Source organism: Halomonas sp. DP8Y7-3 (assembly GCF_019801675.1).
GTDB classification, from domain to species: Bacteria; Pseudomonadota; Gammaproteobacteria; order Pseudomonadales; family Halomonadaceae; genus Halomonas; species Halomonas litopenaei_A.
This window is the reverse complement of record NZ_JAHVIO010000009.1, coordinates 358,192-381,923: the sequence shown is the minus strand read 5'-3', so window position 1 is coordinate 381,923 and position 23,732 is coordinate 358,192. Positions and strand designations below refer to the sequence as shown.

Sequence of the window (23,732 nt, the reverse complement as noted above, 5' to 3'; positions counted from 1 at the left end):
CCTGAATGCTCCTGACGACAAATCACAAAAGACCCTCGCACCGGAGTGACACGAGGGCCTCGACTCAACATCGATACGCTGGCACACCGCAATATCACTGAAAGGTCCCATCCTCCTGATACTCAAGGCCGTAGTAGCTAGGAACAAAGATATTGTGTTCCTCCTGCCACTGACGAGACAGGCTGATCGCTTCGCGGATTTGCTCAGGGGTCATCTGTTCTGCAAGGCGGGCTTTGTCGGGTGCGCTTCCAGGGGAAAGGAGGTCATAGTATTTGTAGGCTTGGACGAGGTCGACGTCGGTGCCAATGCCGTTTTCATAGTAAAATGCTAAGCCATAAAAACCATCGTCTGCACTACCGTATGGCATACTCTCGACCCCAGAGATCAATTCAAATGCTCTTCGATAGTTTTTAACTACTCCCTGACCTCTATAATATAGTCCTGAAAGATGAATTGCTGAAACTTTATCGCCTTGCTCAGCGGCAGCGGAAAACCACGCTACTGCCTTGTCGAAGTCGACATTTACCAATCTATCAGGTAGTTTTCCACTATATGCCATACCAAGAACTTGCTGTGACTTAGGGTAACCATAGTTCGCAGATGCACTTAAATAATTTATCGCAACATCCGTATTTCTCTGTACTCCGCTTCCTTGGTTATAAATTAAATATAAATAATATCCCGCATCAACAATTCCACTACCCCATAAATCTTTAAGGGACGACACTCCCTCGTTTAAATCAGGTTCAACTCCATAGCCAGGCATATCAGCTAAAAGTAGAATGGCTTTTAAAAAACTAGCTTTTAGGTCTCCCGCCGATGACTCTCGGAGAATTTCATCGTAACTAGTTTTATCATAAAAAGAAAGAAGCGAATATTTATCAGTATCCAAGTTAATAATAATTGGTCTACCCGACATTTCATGAAATACATCATGCACCACCTCTCTCTCACCACAAGAGGCCAGGAAGAATAAGACAAGAAACAACAAAATCCTGATAGCAAGCATTTCACCATCTCACAATAAAATTTGCTGAAGCCCGCCCGCTCATTGTATCACTACTAAATAAGGAAACCCTAAGGGTAGCCATGCGCTGAAGCCGATGGTCATCACAAAAGGTAGTCAAAGCAACGTTATAATAATCACCAATATTCCTTGTTTCTTCATCTTCTAGTAGATTATTTTCAACGGTTTGAATCTTTTTAAACTCATTATCACCATCAGACTTAATGTACTGCAAATCAAACAAACTAGTTTGATCGGGAACCCCTCCGCCCATTAATTCGAGCCTCACCCTCATAAATTGCACATTAGGAATTATCACGTTTATGTTAAATCTCATTCCATTTGGCACCACCATCCACTATAAGGATTACCACCAGATTTCGAAACAACAGACCGTCCATTGTCCTGATAATGAATATTTACCCTCTCGTGATGAATGTTGACCGTCACCCCCCTAAACACCAACTCAAGAGATGCTAGCTCCTCCTCCGCACTCCTGAAAGGTTCCACCAGTCCAACATGGTTGCCTATCAAACTACGATCAATCCACATATATACCGCTTGTGCCACCAGCTTCACAAACATATAGGCCAGAACCACTACAACGAAGCTAACGAGAAGCGCTGCAATCGTAAGCAGACCGCCAGCAATGAAGAGGCTGGCCAGCCCGAGGCCGCCCCCTCCCCACTACCACAACCGTCGGGAAGCCGATGTGCCGCTAGGCACCTCCTAGCGATGAATTAACGCCTCAGACAGCAAAAGGCCCTCGCACCGAAGTGTCACGAGGGCCTCAACTCAACATCGATACGCTGGCACACCACAATATCACTGAAAGGTCCCATCATCCTGATACTCAAGGCCGTAGTAGCTGGGAACAAAGATATTGTGTTCCTCCTGCCACTGACGGGACAGATTGATCGCTTCGTGGATTTGCTCCGGGGTCATCTGCCCGGCAAGGCGGGCTTTGTCATCATCGCCAGCAGGAGAAAGGAGGTCGTAGTATTTGTAGGCTTGGACGAGATCGACGTCGGTGCCGATGCCATTCTCATAATATAGTGCCAGACCATCAAAAGCGTAAGATGGATCTCCATAAGGCATATGTTCCGCCTTAATTAACCAACTAAATGCTTTGCCCTCATCAAGCTCACCGCCTAATCCCTTTCTATACAAACCGGCAAGATTTACGGCAGAAAGAACATCTCCTTGCTGCGCAGCGAGGAGATACCACCCCCTAGCGAGCGCATAGTCAACTTCCATCTTGATTTTTATACTCCTTCCGCTTAAAGCGAGACCGAGAGTCTGCTGAGAGACTATATAACCCAACTCAGCGGAAGCAACAAGATACTCTTTTGCAACATCTAAATTTCTATCTACTATAGGGCTTCCAGTGTAAAGCTCAAATAAATCGTAGCCTGCATCGACTAAGCCCTCCTGCCATACAGCCTCCAAGATTTTAACAGCATCGTCATGCGGTAGTTCGTACCTATAATCACGCATCAGGATCCGAGCATATAGATATCTCTGCACCGCATCGCCTTCACCGGCTGTAGCAAGTAATTGCTCAATAGAAATACGGTTATAAAACTTAAGTATTGATGTAGGACTAGAGTCAATATTTAATATATATGGTTCCCCTTCCATTACCACAGCCCTAGGATCTGGATGACCGCGACCTAGCTCAGAATCCTCACATGATGTAACATTAATAAAAATAACAGTTATAAAAAAACAAGTTAGAATTTTGCTATGTTTGAAAAACATCGACCTAACAAGTATGCCAAGATTATTCATCACTGCACCAAGAAATCAAAGAAACTTCTAACCGTTTTTCGGTCGAAATCATCGCTCGACAATGTTACATAGAGTCTAACACTATCCTTCAAATATAAAAATTCATAACTCTCACTAAATTCTATAGAATATAGATCATTAGACGATCTCTCAATACTGACCGGGCTAATATCTCTTATCTGAAAGGTTGGAACACTTTCTTTCAAGACATCTTCGCTATCAACCTTTTCTAGATGGCGGAGAGATAATGGCGTCCTCTCACCTTCACCGATAGACGCTAACTCAAGATCAAGAAGCATATTACTCAATACAGGGACGGATAGTTTTATCGTTATCATAGTTCCATTGGCCACCACCATCCCACTATAGGGATTGCCACCAGCTTTCGAAACAACAGATTGCCCATCCTCCTGATAATGAATATTTACCCTCTCGTGATGAATATTGACCGTCACCCCTCTAAACACCAACTCAAGAGATGCTAGTTCCTCCTCTGCACTCCTGAAAGGTTCCACCAGTCCAACATGGTTGCCTATCAAACTACGATCAATCCACATATATACCGCTTGTGCCACCAGCTTTATGAACAGCACACCTAATACGAGAAGCGCGACAGTAATCAGCCCACCGATCAAGGTAAGGAGGCCACTAAACACAAACACACCGACAATCGCGAGAATCCCTCCCAGCGATGTCAGGGTCCCCACCAGAACACCTTTCACCACCATTCCTGTTGATTGCCCCGAGTCTCGCTCCAACCATGCGTCATTTATCATATTGATACCGAGAACTACAGAGACGACACTTGATGGTAGACCTATAATCCCAAGTCTCTTTATTTTCTGCATTCGGGCTTTCCAAAAGCTATCGATTGGACTGCCCCCTCCCGCTACGGGAAGCTTCCGTACATCAGCATAACTCGTCGCAGCATCGCCCAGCGTCTTGAATAGACCAACTACGGACGATGTTAGCTTAGCTCTATCAACATCTGCTCCATTCCCCGATAGAATTTTATTAATGTCTCTCACTATTACCCTAACCGTCTCTATCGCTGTCACGCATGATACGATGAGCTTCCCCACGTGCCCGGCTCGCTCACTGCGTGACACTTCCTTCATGGTGATCAAGCTGATCAGTGTGGTCCCGGCCTTCACTGATGAGCCGAATACGCCAGATTCATAATCGTCTATAACCTGGCGATCTACCTCGTCAATATTTGAGTCTTTGAAATTAACAATAGGCAGGTGGAAGTTCACCACCAGCGGGCTATCGTCTGGTGAGTGCGGAACTCGTACATTCCCTCCTTGCTGATCGTGAAACGGCATTGTGCTATCGATGATAGGAGCCCTGGAAATTTGCCCACTTGCCTGCAGTGTTCTGACTGAAATTTCATCAATCAACTGATGAAGTGCTGCTGAATTTGTTTCAATCGGCATTAGCAATAATGGAGACAATGTTCGATTTCGGACTTCCAATTGAGAACAATAAAATATTTGAACATACCGACGCCAGTCGTCGATACCAGTATCCATCATACTCTGACTTTGCAAAGCGAGAGTAGAAAGAGAAATGCTGGCCGTTTTTATGAGAGGTGGAAATACTGTCGTATAATGCTGTTCGATTTCATCTCTGATCTGAGGATCATACTCCTCAAATACTTCTCTAAATCGCTCGACCCAGCCCTCTAGAGCCTCAGGCATTAGATAGTCGTCTGCTTCCGGATTAGAGACTTCGTCAATTGCCATACTTAGGAGATCTTTATTGTTGGCAAACAATGCTCTTGGCACAATTCCCGAGGGTTCCCTCATCTCCTTTGCCAAATCCATCCAGAGGCTGTAAGACGATGGGGAGAGCACTCCGCCCACCAAGACGGAACCTGCTATCCCCGATATCCCAGAACCTTCAAGGTAATCTTTTTCACTATAACGATCAAACGCCTTCTTTAAGTGATCGCGCACCCAAAAAGCGTAGTCCGCGTCAAAGTACATTGTCATCCATTCTGCGATGGCAGTCTTGCGAGCGTAAGTAGCTCTAAATCGATCCAAAGCCTCCTTATTGTTTGTGTAGTAGTCTTCTACTTGTTCTCTTCGTTCCTCGATAAGGCCCCCGAGATCTTCTAAGTCTTCTCTACTTCTATCTCTTCTCCTTGCTTCTTCCCGCCTAATCTTCTCCTCAAGCATGAGGATCACCCGCTCAATATACTCTCTGTTTTCTTCAGTGGGTGCCTTATCTTTAAGCGCTTTCATCCTTTCAAGGTCACGCCTTAACTTTCTCTCGTAGGCGCTTTGCGCGTTATCACCATGTCTTTCTGCTATGGCGGCTCTCTGAACATTTTTGAAGTTTTCCTCAAATGCGTCCAGCGCCTGCAGAATCCCCAGCATGCGCTTATTATCGCCGGTGTCAATAAACTCCTTTAACTCGGCCAGTGGCTCCAATCGGTGCGCATTGAGTTCATCAATGACCCCTACTTCATCGTTAACGGCAATAACCAATTCTTGCCCCTGCAGCCATTCCGCATACCCACTCAAGCGGTCTTGCATACTTGCTTTCATTTCTACATGGCTGTACAGCTTTCTTCTTCCACCCGCCGGCCAGACGAAGTCCTTACGCTCGACTGAGCTAATGCTGAGCTCCGCTACCAAATTAAGTTCATCCAGCGAGAAGGTATGAACAGGGACTTTGTTGTCCACTTCCGGCGGACTCCCTTCTCCCTCTGACGAGGGTCGGGGCTCACCTGTAATAGTAAACTCCTGCATGTTCTTCTTGCGCCACTCGGCATTGCCTTCAATCATCGACAGGTGCTCACGGGACCAAGGGTGCTCTGTATAGGCGCAATAAAAAACGTTTCCTTTATCTACACGTGGCAGGGTCACAATGGAGGCACTTAGTGCCTTACGGCAGCGCTCTTCTTCGGGAGCGTGCATGCAAGAAAAAGCGGCTTCTTGTGAGGAGGGTGGCGTTTCCCTCACGCTGTATTGGTGGAACATGCCCTCCCCGTTCACCACGTAGGCGTACCAGAAGAAAGGAGGGTTATTTTTGTCTGCCATATGCTGGTCGTAGGCATACTGGTCGAAGACATAAAAATAGCCCGGCCGAAGCTGGCGCAAGATGTACTTGCAGACCTTGCCCCTAGGATGGCTTCCCACATGATTGAGGACTTGGCTATTGACCTTCTTCTCGACCTTCTCACCATTTTCCAGCGCGTCGAGCAGCGTTACCTCGGTGAAGTCTCTTACCCGGCTGGGAGGCAGCTCAGGGATGTCCCGATTGGCGTCAATGTTCTTACACACCGCATAACGCACCGGCAGGATGGGGAAGCCTTGCCGCTCACACTGGGGGCAGCGCCCGGTACGGCCTTCGCATTCACGCTGTTGCTCTTGTTGTTCCACATCGTAGATGAGGTCTTCCATGCCTTCTCTCATGACGAGCGATGCTCCCTATCGTGTTGAATTCGGTACCAGTCGTGTGCGCTAAGCCGCTTCATGGCCTGGCAAAAGGACACGTCGTCGCCAGCAGGCATCTGTCTTCCTGGAAGAGCGCCCTGGATGGCGGGATGCCGATAGAAGCCGGGGACCAGCAGCGCATGCTGGGCAAAGGCGAGCTGGTCCATCTCGTCCGTCAGGCCCTGTCGCTCGGCTTCTGCCAGGGCCTCGTCCATCTCCTGTGGCGTCACGTCCCACAGGTCGTTGCGTTTCAGTCCACGCCATCGCTGCATGCCGCGATTGACCATCCCCACCCGCTTGAGCGCTTGCCACTGGTGCGTGCCCAGTGCGGTGCGAGGCAAGGGGTGTGGCTGCGGGGTCATCTCGATTCCGCATAGCTGACGTCGGTGGTCGATGTACCACCAGGCCTCGATGGGGCCGAGCAGATGGTTCAGCTGCTCAGGCGAGAGAATCTCCGCCAGCCGTTCGAACACCCGCGGATCCTGGTAGCGCAGCAGCGCGGGCTTCGGGCTGCCGCTGCGTCGAATCACCCGCTGTCCTTGCAGGTGGGCCATGATCCTGGGCAGAGGGGCACGACTGATGACCCAGGCGCAAAATGGATAGGCGTCGAGGCGTGAATCGAGGGTACGCTCGATCTCCGCCTGAACCTCCTGCGCCAGGGTCTGCGGTGTGAGCGTGGCGGCGTCGACAGGCTGTAGATAGAGGCGCTTTGCTGGCTCAGGAACCAGAAAGGGATGCTTGATAAGGCCGCAGGCGTCAGGCGCTATCGGTTGAGAGGGGTTTAATTGAGAAGACTTTGATTTAAAAGGGCTTGGGGCATCCGTCGTGATCGCCCCCGCCAGGGCGTCCCTTGGCAGCGCCCTGGACTTGTCCACGGAGGGATCGATCAGTCGGTACAGACGTGCCGGGGCAGTGCTGGGCTGATGGATGTCTGCCTGACCCGGTTGATCCTGCCCTTTCACGGCCTCCAGCATGCGCTGGAGACTGTCGTCCCTGTTGTCTTCCTTTCGGTCGGCAGAGGAAACACGCTCGGTCATGGTAGTCTCCTCAGCCTTCCACGATGCCGTCACCGGCGCGCGAGCCTTCTCCATCGGCTTGCTCGCAGATCACGTCCTGAAACTCCGGCAGCTCCGGCAGCGTGGCGTTAAGACTCGCGGGTCCGGCAAAGTTGTGCTGGGCACCCTTGATGTCAATCTTGCCGGGGGCGTGCACCTCGATATTGCCGCCCTTGAGGCGCACGTATGCACCGGCGCAGGTCAGCAGAATCTCTTTCTTGGCGCTGATCTCGACGCTGTCCTCGGTGGAGGCCATGGTCAGGGTCTTCTCGGCGGTCAAGGCCATCTCATCCGACTGCGCCTCGATGTTGACCTTGCCCTGGGCGGCGAACAGCTTGATGCCGGCGTTCTGCACAAACAGCGAAAGCTTCTGGGCGATGACCGCCACTAGACTCCTGCCCGCCGCCAGATTGATGTCCTCGCCGCTGGTGACGCTGAGCGACTTGTCCTGGGCCAAGTGGGTCGACTGGGGCGTGCTCACGGCGATGCCGGCGGGTGAGGCCAGATGCAGCCAGGGGCTTTCCAGGCGACCGGCTTCGCCCCCACCCGCGTGGCTGGCACCGGCAGCGGTGGATTGGTCCTGGGTATCTGCCGCGCCACCATCGCCATAGGTGCCCTTGGCCTCTTCGCTGGCACGTTTGATATCGCCTCGCACGTCCAGTGACTCGGCGTCATGCTCGACGGCGCTCTGGCTCAGGGTATCGGCCAGCTGCCAGGCGCTCTCCAGCTCGCTGAAGACGGGCCTGAGCTCCAGTTGCTCACCGTTGGCGCCCAGCTGCCCCCAACTGGTCAACAGCAGCCCGGCATTGGCCCGCACCGCACCGTATGCGTCGGTCCTCAGCTCGAAGCCGGTACCGCGGAAATTGCCCCGGGTATTGCCGTGCTGATGGACCAGATACCCCAGGTTGAGCTGGGTCTTGGCGTACTCGGAGTTGAGCCTGACGCGCTCCTGGTCGGTGGCGTCATCGAACACCAGCTCGTTGTACTTGCTGCCGCGATAGGTCTTTGACTTGATGCCGGACAGCAGCCCGTTGGAATGCCACTCCGGGCGTTCATCGCCGTTATAGACCCGCCCGGAGATAAACGGGCGATCGGGGTCTCCCTCGAGGAAGTCGACGATCACCTCCTGGCCGATACGCGGCACAAACACGCCGCCCCACCCCGCACTGGCGTTGGGCTGAGAGACCCTGAGCCAGCAGCTGGAGTGATTGTCCCTGCGACCCAAGCGGTCCCAGTGGAACTGCACCTTGACCCGATTGAGCCGGTCGGTGTGGATCTCCTCGCCCTCGGGGCCCACCACGATCGCGGTCTGAGGACCGCCCACCGTGGGCCGGGGGTGATCCAGCATTGAGCGATAGGCCTGACTCAGGCGCTGGGCCTCGAAGTCGATCTGGTAATGGCCGGTACCGGCGCGCTGATAGTCGTCCTGATGAAGGCTTTGGTCTTCCAGTCCATGGGCCTTGCGCGCGTGATCCAGTTCCTCCTGAAGGCTGCCGGGTAGCGTCGAGAGATGGGCGGATACCGGCAGAGCGTTCTCGGCATGGATCGTCGCCGCCAGCACCAGGAACTCCCGTTCGACGCTGTCACCGCGCTCGTGCCTGGCGTGCTGAGTCAACTCGAAGTGGCGGCCTACCTGCAGCTGACGGGCACCGCCCGCCCCCTGGAATCGCTTGGCTAGAGACTCCCGGGCTTCGAGACGGTTGATGGTCAGGCGCTCTCCGCGGAAATAGTCACCGAAGTAGTACTCGCCGGGGGTGTCGTAAAACTCCTGCTCGGTCAGGTTGCCCTGGTCTGGCCGGGTATCGAGCCCGGTACGCTTGATCAGACGCGGCTGCTTGTAGTCGAAGGTGCCCAGACTGACCCGCGTTGGCTGTTGGGTGCGCCGTCCCCCCCACTGGGTGATGGCATCCTCGGTTTCGGTGGCATCTTGGCGATGAAAGCGAATCTGGCGTGGCTCCGCGGCGGGACAGGTCCCCACGTCATCGGTAATCACCAGGCGGTGGCTGGTATTGACGTCTGTCGCGCTACCCGTATCCGTCGCCGTCATCCTGCCAGCAGCGGCCTCTTCGCTGGCACCGCTGTCGCCGTGCTCGAAGTAGTAAAACAGCCCTTCCTGCTCCATCAGCCGGTTGACGAAGTGAAAGTCGCTCTCCCGATACTGAACGCAGTAGCTGCGCGATGGATAGTCGCGGCGAAGATCGAAGCGCCAGCCGCCCTTGGCCACATCGTGGCCGTTGAACACCTGTTCGATGATTTCGACCACACTGACATCCTGAAAGATGCGGCTGTCGCGACCCAGCGTCAGCATGGTGAACCAGGGCACCAGGCTTAACTGGTAGTAGTAGACCCCACCGTCTTCACCGAGCAGTGCCGCTGATTCGACCAGGGCAGACAGCGGCCGATAGCTGCCATCGGCCTGGCGAATGGCAAGGCTGGCGGGCTGGGCGATAAGCGTCTTCAGCTCGATATCACCGCGCTGGGAGATTACGTCCAGCCGATAGCAGAAGGGTCGGGAAATACGCTCTTCTCCGACCAAGCGATGGGGAATCAGCTCCGCGCCCTCGATGGTCAGGGTAAGGAGCCTCTGGTGCTGCGACAGGCTGACATCAAAAGAAGCCAGCATCCTGTCCAGCCATGATGTGTCATTCATTGTCATCGTCCTTTGCGTGATCGGTCGCGCGGTGAAAATCAGCGCCCAGTGCTATCAGCGTTCAGCGATTTAGGTTGCCAATAACGGAGCCGGTAGCGGGGCCAGTAGCGAGAAGCCGTCTGTCACGAGAAATGCCCAAGCACAGTGGGATACCCGCAACGCGGCCTCAGCCCATGAACTCATCCGAGGCCATGGACACCGCCATGGGAAGAGATCAGCGTGGCGCCGCAGGCGGTGTGACAGCCGTGAAAAGCGACGCTCTTGCCGTTCAGGGTGATCGTCGGGTGGCCCTCGACGATGGGGCAGACGCCATGTCCCTTCTGGGGGCAGGCCACCATGTCGCCGACCACCGCGACCGGTGTGCCATTCAGGAGATAGTTGGCCTGGGCCGTCACCACAGTGCCGCCATGGCTGGTGGAGTCGCCCAGCACGATAATTCCATCACCAGAATTGAACATATGCAGATCTCATCAGTGGTTGCGGGCCTTCGCCGGTGAATTGAGCAGCCTCGCCAGGCGATCAGGCGGTTGCCAAGGAGGACGTCGCGGCGACATCGATGGGTTCGGCGACGGCTCGCAGTGCCAGTGTCCGACGCCGGTTGTCATCCATAAGAGTCAGCAGGAGTGCCCCTGTCGTTTGAGCGCCACGCCGCTGCAGCTCGACGGTCGCCACCACCAGAGACAGCGCGATCGCCGACTGGCCTGGCCAGCCAAAGTGGGCATCGATGGACAGGCAGTCCTCGCCAAGCTCGAATTCGGGCCAGCGCTCCATCAGCACGCTGCCCAGAACCGCCCTATCACCGGAGACATCAAGGTGGTCGACGACAACAAAGGGAGCACCGGCGCGACCTGTATCGAGGTCCCGCTGCTCGCCTCCCCCGCTCTCGTCCTTGCCCCCTTTGCCAGGTGTATCCTCGCGGCCGTTCAGGCTTTCTGTGCTGCCGCCTTGCCACCCCTGAGCCACCAGCTCGCGCAGGTGCTGACGCCGCTGTTGGCGAGTCGAGAGCTCATGCCGGTGATACGTCAGCGTCTTGCCCCGGGTCAGCCAGATGCCAGCGGGCAGTTGTTCTGCGTCCTCTTGAACTCGTTCGAACAACAGGGCGACGCTGGCCTCGGAGGGCTTGAGCCCCTGTAGGTCAGACAGACTAGCGAGAGCGCCACGGTCACGCAGTGAGGCGATACCCTGGGCATGGAGCAGGGTATCGATGCTCAGCCACAGCACGTGGCTGGCTCCCCCGGACTCAGGTGCCGCAAGCAGATCATGGATATCTTCATGGATAGCTTCATGGCTATCGTCATGGATATCTTCATGGGCAGGGGCTTGCCTGACGGCGGAGATGCGCGGCGATGTCCGCAGGACGCTAGCCAGCGACTGGCAAAGCGCCTGCGCCTGTTCCCGAATGTCCAACGCGGTGCTGACGTAGACATCCACATTGGCCTCGGCGGGTAATGGCTCGACCAGATTCAATGCCTCGCAGAGAAGAGCATGTCCCAGCTCATGGACGCGTCTGGCGGGCTCACCGATCAGCGCCGGAATAGACCCTGCAACGGCCTCAGGCAGCGCCACCGGATGGGTCAGCAGCACCTCGGTAGACGACAACGTGCGGTCGACGACGGGGGATGAGGCGGCCGGTACGTTCCCCCACCCGACCAGCCCCGCGGCGGTCAGGGCGACCCCATCAATGACCCGAAGACGCTCGGGGTCGTAGCGCGTCGGTGCGGGTTCCGCAGCCTTCTGCGCCTGGGCATACTTGCGCAAGGTCGACTGCCGTAACGGCATCCGGTCGTAGATCGATGATTCACTCATGATGTGTGTCCCTGCTCAGGAGGACGGCGTGTCACTGGGATTCACCGGCATCGCGGCCCTGGGTGCCCAAGGTCTCGCGAATGCTGTCGATGACGTTGTCCTCGCGGATCACATCCCGCAGCCACTCTTCCAGCGGCATACGCCCCCAACGCACGGCCCTCTCCACCAGGTAGGGCACCGGGCTCTGGGGCTCCGCGGTCTTGAAGTACTGGGCGACCGCACCCAGCATGGCGAAGGCTTCTTCGCGGTTCTGGGGCGTCGTGCGCAGCGCGCCACTTGGCCGAGTGACTGTTGGCGCTGTAGACACGGGATCGGGCGCCACCGCGTCAACGTCAGCCTGCTGCTCTGGCGCTGCCTTGCCCGCCTCGAGATCAACGCCCTTTTCCATCAACAGCCGCTCGAGCAAGCGTGCGCAGCTTTCGAGCACAGCCGTCAGCCGGCTAAACGGAGGCGCCTGGTCGCCCAGATGGGTCACCAACACGGCTTCAAGGCTGGCCAGCGCGCTGTGGCAATCCTTCAACTGGCCATGGCGCTCCAGCAGTTGCTCCGGTGAGGTCAACGTCACCGCCCGTTGGAAGATCTCGGCGTTGATCTTGCCGTCACTCAGCGCCTCTCCCATCGCCTCGGCATCATTGCGCGCCAGGTTCTCGACCTGGCGCGACTCTTCATAGCGATCCAGCCCGTAGCCCGCTTCCCCCTCCAGCAACGGGATGCTGCCGACCATGGCCGCCAACGTGTCATCCAGCCAGGTAAAGCGTCCTAGACGCTCTTCCTCGCCGTCATCGAGCTGAGGATAGAGACGCTCCCAGTAGGTCTCGCACAAGGCACTGATGACCCCAAGGCCAAACGCCATACCGCGAAACGCATCACGATGGGACAGTCCCTCGCACAGCCAGCCGGCGATCATCACGTCTTTGCTCTGTTCCGCCAGCGCCTTTGCCGACAGCGCGATAACCGCATTCCAATCCGCGCGCTTCAGATCCGATTGCCACTCGCCCTGGTTGAGGTACACGGGGTCAGCGCGGCGCGCTTCCCGAATCTCGTCCACTACCAGCGAAAAGCTGAGATCTTCACCCGTCTGCTGTTCGCCGATGGGCGCCAGCAGAGCATCACGGTTCCATTCATCGACCATGCCCGACTCCCTTTGCACTGAAACCCTGCAGTGCCGCTGTCGCCGCAATCTCTTGTGCGCTTGTCATGACACTTGCCATCGTCCTAGCCCCCACCCATATTCCCTATCCGCCACCCCACCGGTGTACTGCCAGGTTGAGTACCGCGATGCCCCTTGCTGCCTCGTTCCTGACTACCAAGGTGCACTTGCCGTTTCGGCTTCTGGTTCGGTTTCTGCTCCGCTTCCTGGTGAACGCCCTTGCAACTGCCTGCTCCCCCACGCCGGCAGTCGACGGGCCTGCACCAAAGACGCTCACCGGGAAGTGCGACCATGGGAGGCCCCATGGTCGCGATGCGCCCGACATCGGGTTGATGCCCTCACCCCATCAAGGAGTGAGGCAACGTCAGGCGCGTCTTCCTGCGATCAGGCCAGACTGGGTCAGGCCATTCACGCAGACACCACCGTCGATCAGGAGTACACGCGGTTGCGGGTACGATCCCAGCCGCCGGTGATGTTGCCGCCACCCTGGCCGTCTTGACGCTTCTGCTGGGTGTAGGTGACCTTGATCCGCGAGTAGTTGAACTTGATCTCCTCGGTGGGCAGGTCGTGACGCGAGTCATGCACGGAGTCGGTACCGCCACCGTTACCGGTGTCAGAGAAGCTCGCCATGCCTTGCATCTCGGTGGAGGAGATGATGACTTCCTCCAGCTTGACTTCGGCGTAACGGACTTGCTCACCGCCGGCGCGATGCACCTGCAGCACCACTTCCTTGATGTGCTGGCCACGGCAGCACGCTTCGAACAGCTTCGGAGACGCCTTGTCGATAAACTTCGAGATGGCGAACTCGCTCAAGTTGACACGCTCGGCAGAGGCACCGCCGGCAGAACTGGCGGTGGCGGAGGTTGCCTGACTGGCGCCGAACTCGAAGCTCAGCAGCTCAATCCAGTCAGTGTGGTTGGCGTCCAGGCTCTCACCGGGGATGCCGTCGATCTTCAGGTACGCATCAAATGCCATGTGGTCATTCCTTTTGATTGCGATGGTTAACACCAGGCGCTCAGGGCAAGAACCATTGAAGGCCCCTCCCGCCTATGAATGGGCACGCTACCGCCAGAAGCCGTCCTGGCTCCCGATGCTGCCCGCTCGACCCGGCTTCCTCCCGACACGCGAAGAGGCCGATGTCGTCTTGTCGACGAAGGAACGCCCGTGACGTGCTCAGCTAGAGGCACGCACAGTGATTTCCACTCGACGGTTCGGGGCCAGGCAGCGAATCTGTTCGCTGCGGCCAAGTTGTGCTTCACACTGCACCAGTGGACGCTCGCTTCCGGCGCCCACGGCATCCACCATTTCAGGGGTCACGCCTTTGCCGATCAGGTAGGTACGCACGGTCTCGGCGCGCTCAAGCGACAGACGCTTGTTGGTGTCGGCTCTGCCGATCTGGTCGGCGTGACCGGTGATGGTGATGCGCCCAACGCCGGGCGTGTTGACGAGGCGCTCGGCGATACGGTTCAGCTGCTGCTGGCCCGCCGCCTGCAACCCGGCAAAATCGGCACGGCCAAAGGCAAACAGGGTGTCGGACTCAAGCGTGATGGTTTCCAGCGTGCGCAAAGAGTGATCCAGCAAGCCGTCGATATAGTTGCGGCTCGACGAGATCAAAAAGGAGTTGTCATCGATGCGCGGCACGTCCGGCGCCTTGATTTGCTCGGCATAGAACGCAATCTGGCGGCTGGCGAATTCCAGGTCGCGAGGGTCCCTCAGGCCGCCCCGGTGTGCGCTGATATCCGGATACCAGTAGTCCGGCAGCCGCTGACGCAACAGCTCCGCCGAGACCTTCTCCCTGGGGGTACGCGACAACTCGATATAGGTTCCAAGCGCCGCATTGCCGAAGTCGGCCAGCTGCTGAGGTGAGTTGTCTCCTGGCCTGGCGTGGGGCTCCACCGTTTCGAGGTCAATCGCTGCCATGAGTGGCGTTTCGCCGGCGCGATAGACAGGTATCGTGGGCAAGGTATAGAGCGCTTGGCCGAGGCTCTCGGCCACCGGCTCCAGCATGCGGTGTGCCAACTCACCGAAGTAGGCCGCTCGTAGCGCGGGCTCGACGGCATTGCCGTGATAGAGCCCCATTCCCAGCGTCCAGGGGACACCTTCCTGGCCCCGCTCCACATAGTGTTTGACGGCCACCCTCAGGGCATCCAGCGTTTCCCACCGGGCATAGCTGCGGAGTGACTGATCATCCACCTGCCTTGCTTCCACCAGGCTGGCGTCGATGGCGGCAAGCTCGTCGGCATTACGCGAGTACGAGATGCCCCAGCCGCCCAGCATCAACACGGCAATGGCCAGCGCTCCCCAGCACCAACGCAGCTGACGCTGGCGTTCGCGATTGGGCCCACTGTAAAGCCCCACCAGATGCTGATCTGGCAGGATCACCTGGGAGAACAGACCGGTGACGAACAGGCTGTTGCCGTCAGGGGCTGCGGCGACACCATTCCCGGCGACCAGCCCGAACCGCTGTTCCACGGCCCGGGCATGCTCCCCCTTGGCAGGCTGACCATCGGCCAGTGCGCTGGTGAAGTAGAAGCCACGCAGCAGGGGTGCGCTCTGGTAGGGATTCGCCTTCAACAGCGCCCCAGCGAAGTTCGAAAGCACGGGCGCCAGTGCACGCAGTTCCAGCGGAAACTCCAGCGCTGCTGGATCACTGCGTGTCTGGAGCATGTCGCCTTCGACCAGGCGCTGCTCGCCGATGGCGCGGCAACGGATCACCAGTCCATCCAGGGCCTCGCCAAAACGAGCCGTCCAGTTGGCGGTCGCAAAATCCTGGTGTGGAAAGGTCCAGCCGAGTACCTCGCTGAGCTCTCCTGGCGGCAGCTGCTGGTGAAACTGGCGGAAACCGGGGATCAGGTCGCTCTTGGTGAACACCAGATAGACGGGGACCACCGTTCCCAGCTGGTCGTAGGTTTCCTGCAGCCGTTCACGCAGGCGCAAGACCAGTGCCTCGCGCTCGGCGTCTGAACGATCGATCAACTCATCAATACTGACGGCGACAATCAAACCGTTGAGCGGTCGGCGTGGCCGGTGCTGACGCAATAGTCCGAGAAACGCGCGCCAGCGCGACGCATCTTCCTCTGACGCCGTATAGCGTCCGGCCGAATCCAGCAGCACGGCCTCACTGCTGAAGAACCAGTCACAGTGACGCGTCCCCCCCACCCCCGCGATACGCGCATGCTCGCGGTCGGCAAACGGAAAGTTCAGTCCCGAGCGGTAGACCAGCGTGCTCTTGCCCACGGCGGGCTGGCCAATGACCAGGTACCAGGGCAGGCGATAGAGCAGATCGCGCTTACGCCCGTTGCCGGCATCGCCTTTCTTCATCCGCTCCAGCGCTTCCAGCAGGCGCTCACGCAGCAGGCTGACCTCTTCACGGTCTTCAGGAGTCGCGCCAAGCACGGCATCGTCAGCGCTCTGGATCAATGCTGATTCGACGTCATCCTGGCGCTGTGAACGGCGATACAGCCACAGCGGATAACCCGCCGAGATCAACAGGAAGACCACGATGCCGGTCACCACACTACCAAGGGACGACAAGCCTGCGGCAACTCCCAATCCCCAGATGATGAAGATCATCAAGAACGCCGCCAGCACCACGGCATAGGTTCGATACTGACGAAACACGCGCGATAGTCGCTTGATCACCATGAGGTAACATCCCGTTCATCACCGCCCTCCTGACCGGGAAAACCGGCCAGGAAGGTCTTCATATCCAGGGTTGCACTCGGCACCTTGTCCGCCGACTGCACGGGGTAGAACGCCTCGAAGGGTTCCAGCACATCCAGACGCGACATCCGGGGAGCCACGTTCATCACCATCCGCAGGGCATCACGGTCTGCGCTGGCAAACCGCCAGAGCACCGGCCGCAGGAAGTCGTCCACCAGCACACTGGCCTTGGCTCGCCGGCGGCTTTCTCGTTCCAGCCAGTGAAGCCACAGGTCCGCGGCCGGTCGCTTGAGGGCATGTTCTGCCGGTAGCGGCAGCACGGACTGCAGTGAATCCCCCTGTAACAACCCCTCGCGCAGCGCCTGCATACGCAGCGCAAAGGCGCTGCCGACAAACTCGGGAAAGGTGGGAGACAGGGCGCCACACAGGTCGCAGAAGCGCACGTCGTGCAGGTGGCGCTCGAGCAGGCGCTGGTGAAGCTTCAAGTCCGCATCACGCAATTCACGCCATTCACCGAGCTGCTCGTGGAGCAGTCGGACGTCGGCATCGCCGCTGGCGACCCTTTCCAGCAACCCGCGGACCTGGTTGCAGAACACTTCACTCAAGGTGTGGACGCCGAGGGTGCCTTCCACGGCGGGTACCACGGCCAGACGCTGGAAGATCAGCAGCGGATAACGCCTGCCACTGGCATCGCAGGACATGCGAATGCCGCCCACCAGCCAGTAGCCGTTGCTGGCGCGGAAGTGGAAGAAACAGGTCGGCAAGGCATCGCAGAAGGCTTCCCATTCGGGTTCGCACTCTGCCAGGCGATACAGGGCACCCTGGACCCACTCATCCAGCTCGCGAACGTCCTTGTGGGAGGCATTGCTGGACACAAAATCAGCGCTGCTGGGCAGCTTGCCAAAGAACCCGATCACGGCCACACCTCCCTGCCTATGGCGCTGAGCACTGTCATCCTCGCGCCCCCAGGGTGGTCACCCTCAGCTGTCGCACTTTCTTCAGATCGGTAAGCTTCACCCCGCCGAAATTGCGAGCCTCGAAGCTCACCGGGCCGGCGCCGGTGTACCAGGTGAAACGCTGGCGCGCGCCATCCAGGTTGGTGACATCGGCGGATTCGATCATCCGCAGCAGGCCCCAGCGGGAGGGGAAGTCGAACACGTTGAGGTGCATGCCGCTGTAGGTCACGACATCCAGCCGGACCCCAGCCTGGCGGGGCTCTCCCGGCCAGGTAAACCGTTTCCAGCTCTGTTGCCCGTTGCGATAGACCTGCTCCTGACCGTCCACGGTGAGGGTGATGGACGTCAGGTTCGGAGCCGGCTGGATCATGATCTCGAAGCCGTTCTCGATATCACCAAGGCTTTCCAGCACATCCCCGACCTGGGTGCCTACGCTGATCATCTCGGTGATTCGCGGGTCGACCAGGGGCTCATCTCCCTGCATGGCGTCCGCCAGGCTACCTACCTCGGCCTGCTCGAACTGGGCCAGCAGCCCGGTATTCGGCTCGACAAAGGTCAGCAGGTCATGCAGAGAAGTTTCATTGGCGGAATCCGTTACCGGGAAGCGCCCCTCGACCATGCTCCGCCAAGGCGTGGCGACCTGTTCTCCCCAGGCAGCGGCGAGGTAGGTGGCCATGGGGCCATTCAGGCTATCGACCGAGAACGTCACCGGGTCGCGGAATAATCTGAGCAGCGCCTGAACCAGCTCGTCTTCCGAGGTATCGATGTTGGCGGACACGAAGTTGCGAAGCGCACTGACCTCGTTGGGACGGTCATCGATGACCTCCTCTACCAGCTGCTTGGTGCGCTTGCCGGCATCCCCTCGCTCGATACTGTCCAGGCGCACCTTCAGCTGCCGCAACAGCAGCAGGTAGCGGTCCATCTGCGAGGTATCGCCGCCATCGACAGGCGTATCGTCGAACAGCTGTCCTACCGGACTGAAGTAGCTTGCCAGCAGGCCATCGTGGACAGTCGGTAGCTCAGACAGGCCCTCAAGCCTTGCGCCCGGATCACTGCCATCCTGGCTGATCCAATCCACCGTGCGCTTCCAAACGCCGGGTGAGTCCGCAGACTGCCCCGGATCAGCGCCCGAGCTATCGCCATCGAGCGCCGGGGCGGTGGTCGGGTCCACCGCCGCAAGACGTTGTGCGGGAAGCTTGCTATCCCAACGGGTATTGGCGTCGACGGTCTGCAGCAACAGCTTGAGCGGGGAGCGCTGATAGTCGCTGAATCGGGTTAGCTGCTGGCGCGATACGTCCATTCCCTCGAACTTGCGCACCCCGACACTGGCCAGGAAGCGCTCCCAGGCGAACAGGTAGTCCTGCTTGTAGCGGTGAAGGAATATCTCGGCGAAACGTGCTCGGGCCTCGTCCTCGTCAAGCTCCGCCGAGCTGTCCAGCACCCAGTCGCGATCCTGCTGCAGCTCAGACGACAGCGTTTCCCGGAGCTGAGGCTGCACGAACTCTCGCCACACCCGCTGCGTGAAGAAGGCCGGCACCGACTCTGTGGCATACATCAGTGCCTCGGCATCCTCTGGCAAGATCGCCGACAGGGTCAGCGGCGGAAACTGCATTTGCGCAGCCAGACGCAGCCGCAGGTACTCACGGTCCGCTGGTGTGTTATCGATCAAGAAGGCCTTGAGGTTGGCCCGGGCCTGGGCGACCAGCCTGTCGTCCCGTGGCAGCGCCGGGGCCCGCCTCTGCTCCAGGTAGGACGCGTACAGCTCGACGTTGTCACGGATCACCGCAGGAGAATAGGCGATGCCACCGACCCGCTTCGACAGGTCTCGCCACGCCGAGTACAGCGCCACCCGCACAAAGTCCGCCTCCGGATGCTGCTCCGGCGCGGTCAGCACCAGATAGAGCTTCAAGGCGTCGTAGCCCTCGATCAGCTGAGCCACCTGGTCCGGCGTCAGTCGACTGACAGCCACCTGGGAGATGGCAGAGCCACCGGCCCCCAGCGCAGGGCCGCTGTTGACCAGATCGTTAAGCCCGTTGAGCCCATCCCGCCAGGCGTTGCGTGCTCCTTCTCGCAGGGCATCACGTCCCTGCTGGCGCACGCCCCAATAGGCATCAGAGACACTGCCACGCACACGGTAATCGACTTCTCCTCGCAGGCGACTGGCCAGCTCACCAGGGGAATGCGGCATGCTGCCGAAGGACGGCTGCGAGGTCAGCCGATCACGAATGCTGTCCCGGCGATCGGCCATGGCCTCACGCCCTTCATCCAGGACAGAGCCATCGTCAGCGTCTGGCGCCGAGGTGCCCACCGACGGTAGCTGACCGAAGGCCCCCTCGGGTCCGATCCGGGTATCAAGACCCACGGCGCGAGCCATCTCGCCGATCGCGTCCAGCTGCTCTTCGAGGCTGTCAGCGACACGCTCCAGTGCCTGTCGCTGAAGCAGGGTGAAGTAGGTTTGCTCAATGCTCGGTTCGAGCGCTCGATGCACGGCAAAGACATCAGCTTCCCACCAGGCTGGCGCGGCGCTCCCCGCCGACGAGTCCTTGGTCAACTCGTCGTGCATCAGGCTCAGGCGCGCACTGGCGCCCTGCTCGATGGCGCCGTCGATCTTGCGGTTAAGATCGAGCAGGCCTTGTTGCTGGCCCCAATAGTCATAGCCGAGCCATCCCAACAGTCCGACGCCCGCCAGCATGGCCAGACGCGTCACCCAGGCGGAGGCGTAGCGTCGACGCCCCTTGCGCGAATAGTGCTCTACCAGGTTGTGGTCGGCGATAACCACATCCTTGAGCAGCCCTTTGATGAAATAGCTGCGCGGACGCAGGCGGGCAAAAGGCGTGTCGCTGGCGGCTGTAACGTCGGCGGATTGAGCGGAATCCCCCGCCACCAGGGCAAAGGAGTCGCGGACCTTAGCGTCCAGGATGGGATACAGCACCTCACCTTGATGCTGCAGTGCACTGGTGAAGTAGATGCCGCGGGTCAGCGGTGCAGAGGCCCCCGCCACGGTCAGGTCGAAGGGCTCGAGAAAATCGGCCAGTAGACTCTCCAACCCCGCCAGGTAATCGGGGAAGCGCCGCTGCGCTTCGTCGATGTCTGCCCCAGCATCGACGCGTAGCTGACGCTCCAGGCGGTGACGCAGCGTGCTGACCATCGCCCCTAGATGCCGGCGGAACAGGGCCTTGACCCCTTTGCCACGGATATCCGCCACGGAGAAGGTCATGCCCCACGGCTGGCGGCGTTCTTCCTCGGTCAGCCGGTGAAAGGTCTCGTTGAACCCGGGTACCAGGTCGAACTTGCTGAAGCACAGATAGACCGGCGGCGTGGCCCCCAGCGCCGCATAGTAGGTGTTGATGCGCTCGATCAGCTGCTCCGCCAGGGCATGATTATGCTCTGCTGGCAGCTCCAGAATTTCGGGCAGGTCGACCACGACCAGCAGCCCGTTGATAGGACGGCGCCGGCGTCGCCTGGCGAGCAGACGCAGAAAGTCGGCGAATTCACGGGCGGGTTGCTCATCCGCGATGTAGCGACCGGCCGTATCGATCATGACCGCGTCGCTGCCGAAGTACCAATCGCAGTACTGGGTGCCCGCCTCACCGGCGACGGCAGCCACTGACGCGTCGATTCCCGAACGTGTGAGCAGTGACGTCTTGCCCGACGCCGACAGCCCGACCACCAGGTACCAGGGCAACTCGGACAGATGATGCCGGCGCCCTCCGCGAGCCTTGACCACACCCAGCGCCGTCTTCAAGCGCTCTCTGAGAATATCGAAGTCCGCCGACGACTCGACGCTGGCGGACTCGCGGTCCACCTCCAGCTGCACCAGGGTCTCCAGGCCACGCTCGTTCCGCAGCTTGCGGTAGGTTCTCAGCACCACCGCCAACAGCCACACCGCGGTCAGGATGGCCACCGCAATGCCCAACTGCTCGGGGCTCCCCCCGGTGCGTCGGATCCACCACACACTGGCCGCTAAGCCCACTGCCCACAGCAACAGGGAGACCAACCAGAAACTCTTGAGTGCACGCAACATTCGCCGCATCTCGCTACTCCCCCTAGGTGGCCGTGAACAGCGACGGCAGCCGCTCGATCAGCGTCTCGACTCGGGCATCCAGCACGCCGTCAAGCACCAGAAAGGTCACCACACAGACCAGTGCAATCAGCAGCAGATACACCCAGACAGGGATTTCGTAGCGCAACAGCTGTCCGACCTGGTCCGGCAGTTTCCACGCCGGCGACACGTCACTGGGTAACGGGCGGTAGCGGGCCAGGTCCTGGCCCAGGGTGTTGGCGATGTAACGCAGCTGATCGCGGTGCTCCAGGCGATACTTGCCCTCGAACCCCAGCGCCAGACACAGGTGATAGACCTCGAGCACGTCGATGTTGGACTTGAGGTTGCTGCGCAGCCCATCAAGGCGCTCGAAGAATCCTTCCCCCGCCAGGTGCACGCCGAAAAACTTGTACTGCAGCGGGTGCAACTCCAGGTACTCGCGCATCTTGCTTTCGCCCGCCGCCAAGACGCTTTCATCAAGAAAGGCACACAGCGCGTACTGCGCATCGCGAAACTGCTCGAGGGTATAGCCGATGGCCAGGGCACGGCGTTCCATATCGCTGAAGAAGGCTTCGACCCGTTCCAGAAAGGCCTCGACGTCCGGCGCCTCGCTGCCACGCCGGACCATCAGCACCATCGAGAAGAAATCCTGGGCCAGGTCCTTCAGGCGCAGTGCCTTGTTGGGGGCATCTCCGCCCTGAGATGAGCTGGAAGCGCTGGGGCTCCAGCGGGAGCTACCCGGCTGTGCAGGGTGGTCTTGGCCCAAGTGACCCTGCGATGCGCTATGTCCCTGCGATGCCACGGAGGTCTGATTCATTTCAATACCGCCATCAGTTCAATCTTGAGGTTGGTAAAACCGCTGGGGACGTAGAAGGCGATGGCCTGGGCCGACATCATGCGGTCGTACATCCGGCCCTTGGGCTCCAGCGCGAAGTAGTGGTTGTCCAGGCGCACGGGGATGGCCACGGGCAGCCGCGCAGCATGTGCCAAGGTGCCGCCGGGCATGGCGCTGTTGACCACCACTTCGATGTCTTCCGGCGAGCCGACCTTGAAGGCTCGAGGGACCAGCTCGATCAACTTGGCGCCCGGCATGTCGGCGTGCACGCAGACGTAAAAATCCGCATCGGCGAGACGCGGGTCCTTGAGGCGACCGACGAAGTAGGAGGGCTTGGTCTGCTCCAGCGCGATCGGGATGTACTGGTTGGGTACGACGGTATCGAGCAGTTCGCGCGCGCGCGTTTCCAGCAAGGTCAAGGAGGCCGCCGCATCGAGATGGTCGTAGTCGGGCAGCTCGGCCAGTCCATGCTGGGTCGAGAAGGTCATCAAGCTGGCCACCAGGTCCGACAGAAAGCGAAACAGCTCCACCGGTGGCAGTCGGGGATGGGCCAGGAGATGGGCCAAATGGGGATAGGCACGATTGACGGTATACAGCAGCCAGAACAGGGTCACATCGCTTGAGCCAAACTCAGCGACCTTGTCCGCACGCTCGCGACGACGGCTCGACAGCGCCTCGTTCTTTGCCTGCAGCACGCCGATCAACCGCTGGCCCAAGGTCAACAGAGCGGGACTGGCGCTAAGATGCAGGCTCGGTGGGATGAACGCCGGATCCACGCTGAATTCGCCGGCGGCATTGCGCTTGAGGCGAAGCAGCGGGCAATGGCTGGTGCCATCCAGGCCGTCATCTTCCAGCAGCAGGGTCACGTTCAACTCAAGCAGCGCCAGCTCGTTCTCGAGCTCGCCTTCCAGCAGATCGGGCAGGGACTCGAAGCGTTGGCGGAAGCGGCGGTCCTGGCCGCGCCGATGCTCATCATCGACCACGTTGGGGGAGAACGGCGTCAGCTGACGCAACGCCGCAAAGACCTTGCACTCGGCCACGCCGGTCAGCTCACCCAGGTCTCTTACCGGTGGCAAGGGGTCATGTTGAGGGGCATCGAACAGCGTGCCATCGGCAAACACCATCTTTAGCCGCGATAGCTTCAAGCGACCATGGGCAAGTGCATCCAGATCGATCTCCAACACTTGCACGCCCCAGCTGAAGGGCCCGGAGCGCACGCTGGCCTCGCCCAACTGGTGGTGATGAAACTCGTCCTGGTACTGAAAGTGCTGGGGCTGCAGAAACATGCCCTCGGACCACATGACGCGATTGTGTTTGCTCACGGCTGTCTTCCTT

General features: G+C 58.9%; 15 protein-coding genes. All 15 read right to left on the bottom strand.

What is annotated here, in order from left to right; genetic code table 11:
- Positions 1–94: 94 nt before the first annotated feature.
- Positions 95–988, bottom strand: coding sequence for a tetratricopeptide repeat protein (locus KUV86_RS11430; protein WP_222484843.1), 894 nt, complete (start codon positions 986–988; stop codon positions 95–97).
- Between the two features lie 22 nt (positions 989–1,010).
- A complete protein-coding gene (locus KUV86_RS11425) occupies positions 1,011–1,325 on the bottom strand; it encodes a hypothetical protein (protein ID WP_222484842.1) in 315 nt (104 codons plus the stop codon).
- 506 nt (positions 1,326–1,831) lie between these two features.
- The gene (locus tag KUV86_RS11420) at positions 1,832–2,797 is read right to left on the bottom strand and encodes a tetratricopeptide repeat protein (RefSeq protein WP_222484840.1); all 966 of its coding nucleotides are present in this window, start codon (positions 2,795–2,797) and stop codon (positions 1,832–1,834) included.
- Positions 2,797–6,207 carry a T6SS effector BTH_I2691 family protein gene (locus KUV86_RS11415; protein ID WP_222484838.1) on the bottom strand — a complete coding sequence of 1,137 codons (3,411 nt, stop codon included), beginning with the start codon at positions 6,205–6,207 and terminating at the stop codon, positions 2,797–2,799. The genes KUV86_RS11420 and KUV86_RS11415 overlap by 1 nt, the downstream gene beginning before the upstream one ends.
- 8 nt (positions 6,208–6,215) lie before the next feature.
- Complete coding sequence (locus tag KUV86_RS11410; RefSeq protein WP_222484836.1) at positions 6,216–7,277, bottom strand: DUF4123 domain-containing protein; 1,062 nt, start codon at positions 7,275–7,277, stop codon at positions 6,216–6,218.
- A 10-nt stretch (positions 7,278–7,287) separates the two neighbouring features.
- A complete protein-coding gene (locus KUV86_RS11405; protein ID WP_222484834.1) occupies positions 7,288–9,945 on the bottom strand; it encodes a type VI secretion system Vgr family protein in 2,658 nt (885 codons plus the stop codon).
- A gap of 179 nt (positions 9,946–10,124) precedes the next feature.
- Complete coding sequence (locus KUV86_RS11400; protein WP_222484832.1) at positions 10,125–10,403, bottom strand: PAAR domain-containing protein; 279 nt, start codon at positions 10,401–10,403, stop codon at positions 10,125–10,127.
- A gap of 61 nt (positions 10,404–10,464) precedes the next feature.
- The gene (locus tag KUV86_RS11395; RefSeq protein ID WP_222484830.1) at positions 10,465–11,751 is read right to left on the bottom strand and encodes a hypothetical protein; all 1,287 of its coding nucleotides are present in this window, start codon (positions 11,749–11,751) and stop codon (positions 10,465–10,467) included.
- A gap of 31 nt (positions 11,752–11,782) precedes the next feature.
- Positions 11,783–12,883, bottom strand: a complete 1,101-nt coding sequence (gene tssA, locus KUV86_RS11390) for a type VI secretion system protein TssA (protein ID WP_222484828.1) — start codon at positions 12,881–12,883, stop codon at positions 11,783–11,785.
- A 447-nt stretch (positions 12,884–13,330) separates the two neighbouring features.
- Complete coding sequence (locus KUV86_RS11385; protein ID WP_222484826.1) at positions 13,331–13,876, bottom strand: Hcp family type VI secretion system effector; 546 nt, start codon at positions 13,874–13,876, stop codon at positions 13,331–13,333.
- Between the two features lie 198 nt (positions 13,877–14,074).
- On the bottom strand, positions 14,075–16,546 hold the full coding sequence (gene tssM / locus KUV86_RS11380; protein WP_222484824.1) for a type VI secretion system membrane subunit TssM: 2,472 nt from the start codon (positions 16,544–16,546) through the stop codon (positions 14,075–14,077).
- The gene (gene tagF, locus KUV86_RS11375) at positions 16,540–17,481 is read right to left on the bottom strand and encodes a type VI secretion system-associated protein TagF (protein ID WP_222484822.1); all 942 of its coding nucleotides are present in this window, start codon (positions 17,479–17,481) and stop codon (positions 16,540–16,542) included. The genes tssM and tagF overlap by 7 nt, the downstream gene beginning before the upstream one ends.
- 34 nt (positions 17,482–17,515) lie before the next feature.
- Positions 17,516–21,553 carry a type VI secretion protein IcmF/TssM N-terminal domain-containing protein gene (locus tag KUV86_RS11370; RefSeq protein ID WP_222484820.1) on the bottom strand — a complete coding sequence of 1,346 codons (4,038 nt, stop codon included), beginning with the start codon at positions 21,551–21,553 and terminating at the stop codon, positions 17,516–17,518.
- A gap of 13 nt (positions 21,554–21,566) precedes the next feature.
- Positions 21,567–22,379: a type IVB secretion system protein IcmH/DotU gene (gene icmH, locus KUV86_RS11365; protein WP_222484818.1), complete on the bottom strand. Its 813-nt coding sequence runs from the start codon at positions 22,377–22,379 to the stop codon at positions 21,567–21,569.
- On the bottom strand, positions 22,376–23,719 hold the full coding sequence (tssK, locus tag KUV86_RS11360; RefSeq protein WP_222484816.1) for a type VI secretion system baseplate subunit TssK: 1,344 nt from the start codon (positions 23,717–23,719) through the stop codon (positions 22,376–22,378). The genes icmH and tssK overlap by 4 nt, the downstream gene beginning before the upstream one ends.
- Between the last annotated feature and the right edge of the window lie 13 nt (positions 23,720–23,732).

What these genes read in the sequence shown, in the direction of transcription:
- KUV86_RS11405 (WP_222484834.1), bottom strand. Translation starts at nt 9,945, where the DNA reads ATGAATGACACATCATGGCTGGACAGGATGCTGGCTTCTTTTGATGTC.
- KUV86_RS11420 (WP_222484840.1), bottom strand. Translation starts at nt 2,797, where the DNA reads ATGAATAATCTTGGCATACTTGTTAGGTCGATGTTTTTCAAACATAGC.
- tssA (WP_222484828.1), bottom strand. Translation starts at nt 12,883, where the DNA reads ATGGTCGATGAATGGAACCGTGATGCTCTGCTGGCGCCCATCGGCGAA.
- icmH (WP_222484818.1), bottom strand. Translation starts at nt 22,379, where the DNA reads ATGAATCAGACCTCCGTGGCATCGCAGGGACATAGCGCATCGCAGGGT.
- KUV86_RS11395 (WP_222484830.1), bottom strand. Translation starts at nt 11,751, where the DNA reads ATGAGTGAATCATCGATCTACGACCGGATGCCGTTACGGCAGTCGACC.
- KUV86_RS11400 (WP_222484832.1), bottom strand. Translation starts at nt 10,403, where the DNA reads ATGTTCAATTCTGGTGATGGAATTATCGTGCTGGGCGACTCCACCAGC.
- KUV86_RS11370 (WP_222484820.1), bottom strand. Translation starts at nt 21,553, where the DNA reads ATGCGGCGAATGTTGCGTGCACTCAAGAGTTTCTGGTTGGTCTCCCTG.
- KUV86_RS11410 (WP_222484836.1), bottom strand. Translation starts at nt 7,277, where the DNA reads ATGACCGAGCGTGTTTCCTCTGCCGACCGAAAGGAAGACAACAGGGAC.
- KUV86_RS11415 (WP_222484838.1), bottom strand. Translation starts at nt 6,207, where the DNA reads ATGGAAGACCTCATCTACGATGTGGAACAACAAGAGCAACAGCGTGAA.
- tssM (WP_222484824.1), bottom strand. Translation starts at nt 16,546, where the DNA reads ATGGTGATCAAGCGACTATCGCGCGTGTTTCGTCAGTATCGAACCTAT.
- KUV86_RS11385 (WP_222484826.1), bottom strand. Translation starts at nt 13,876, where the DNA reads ATGGCATTTGATGCGTACCTGAAGATCGACGGCATCCCCGGTGAGAGC.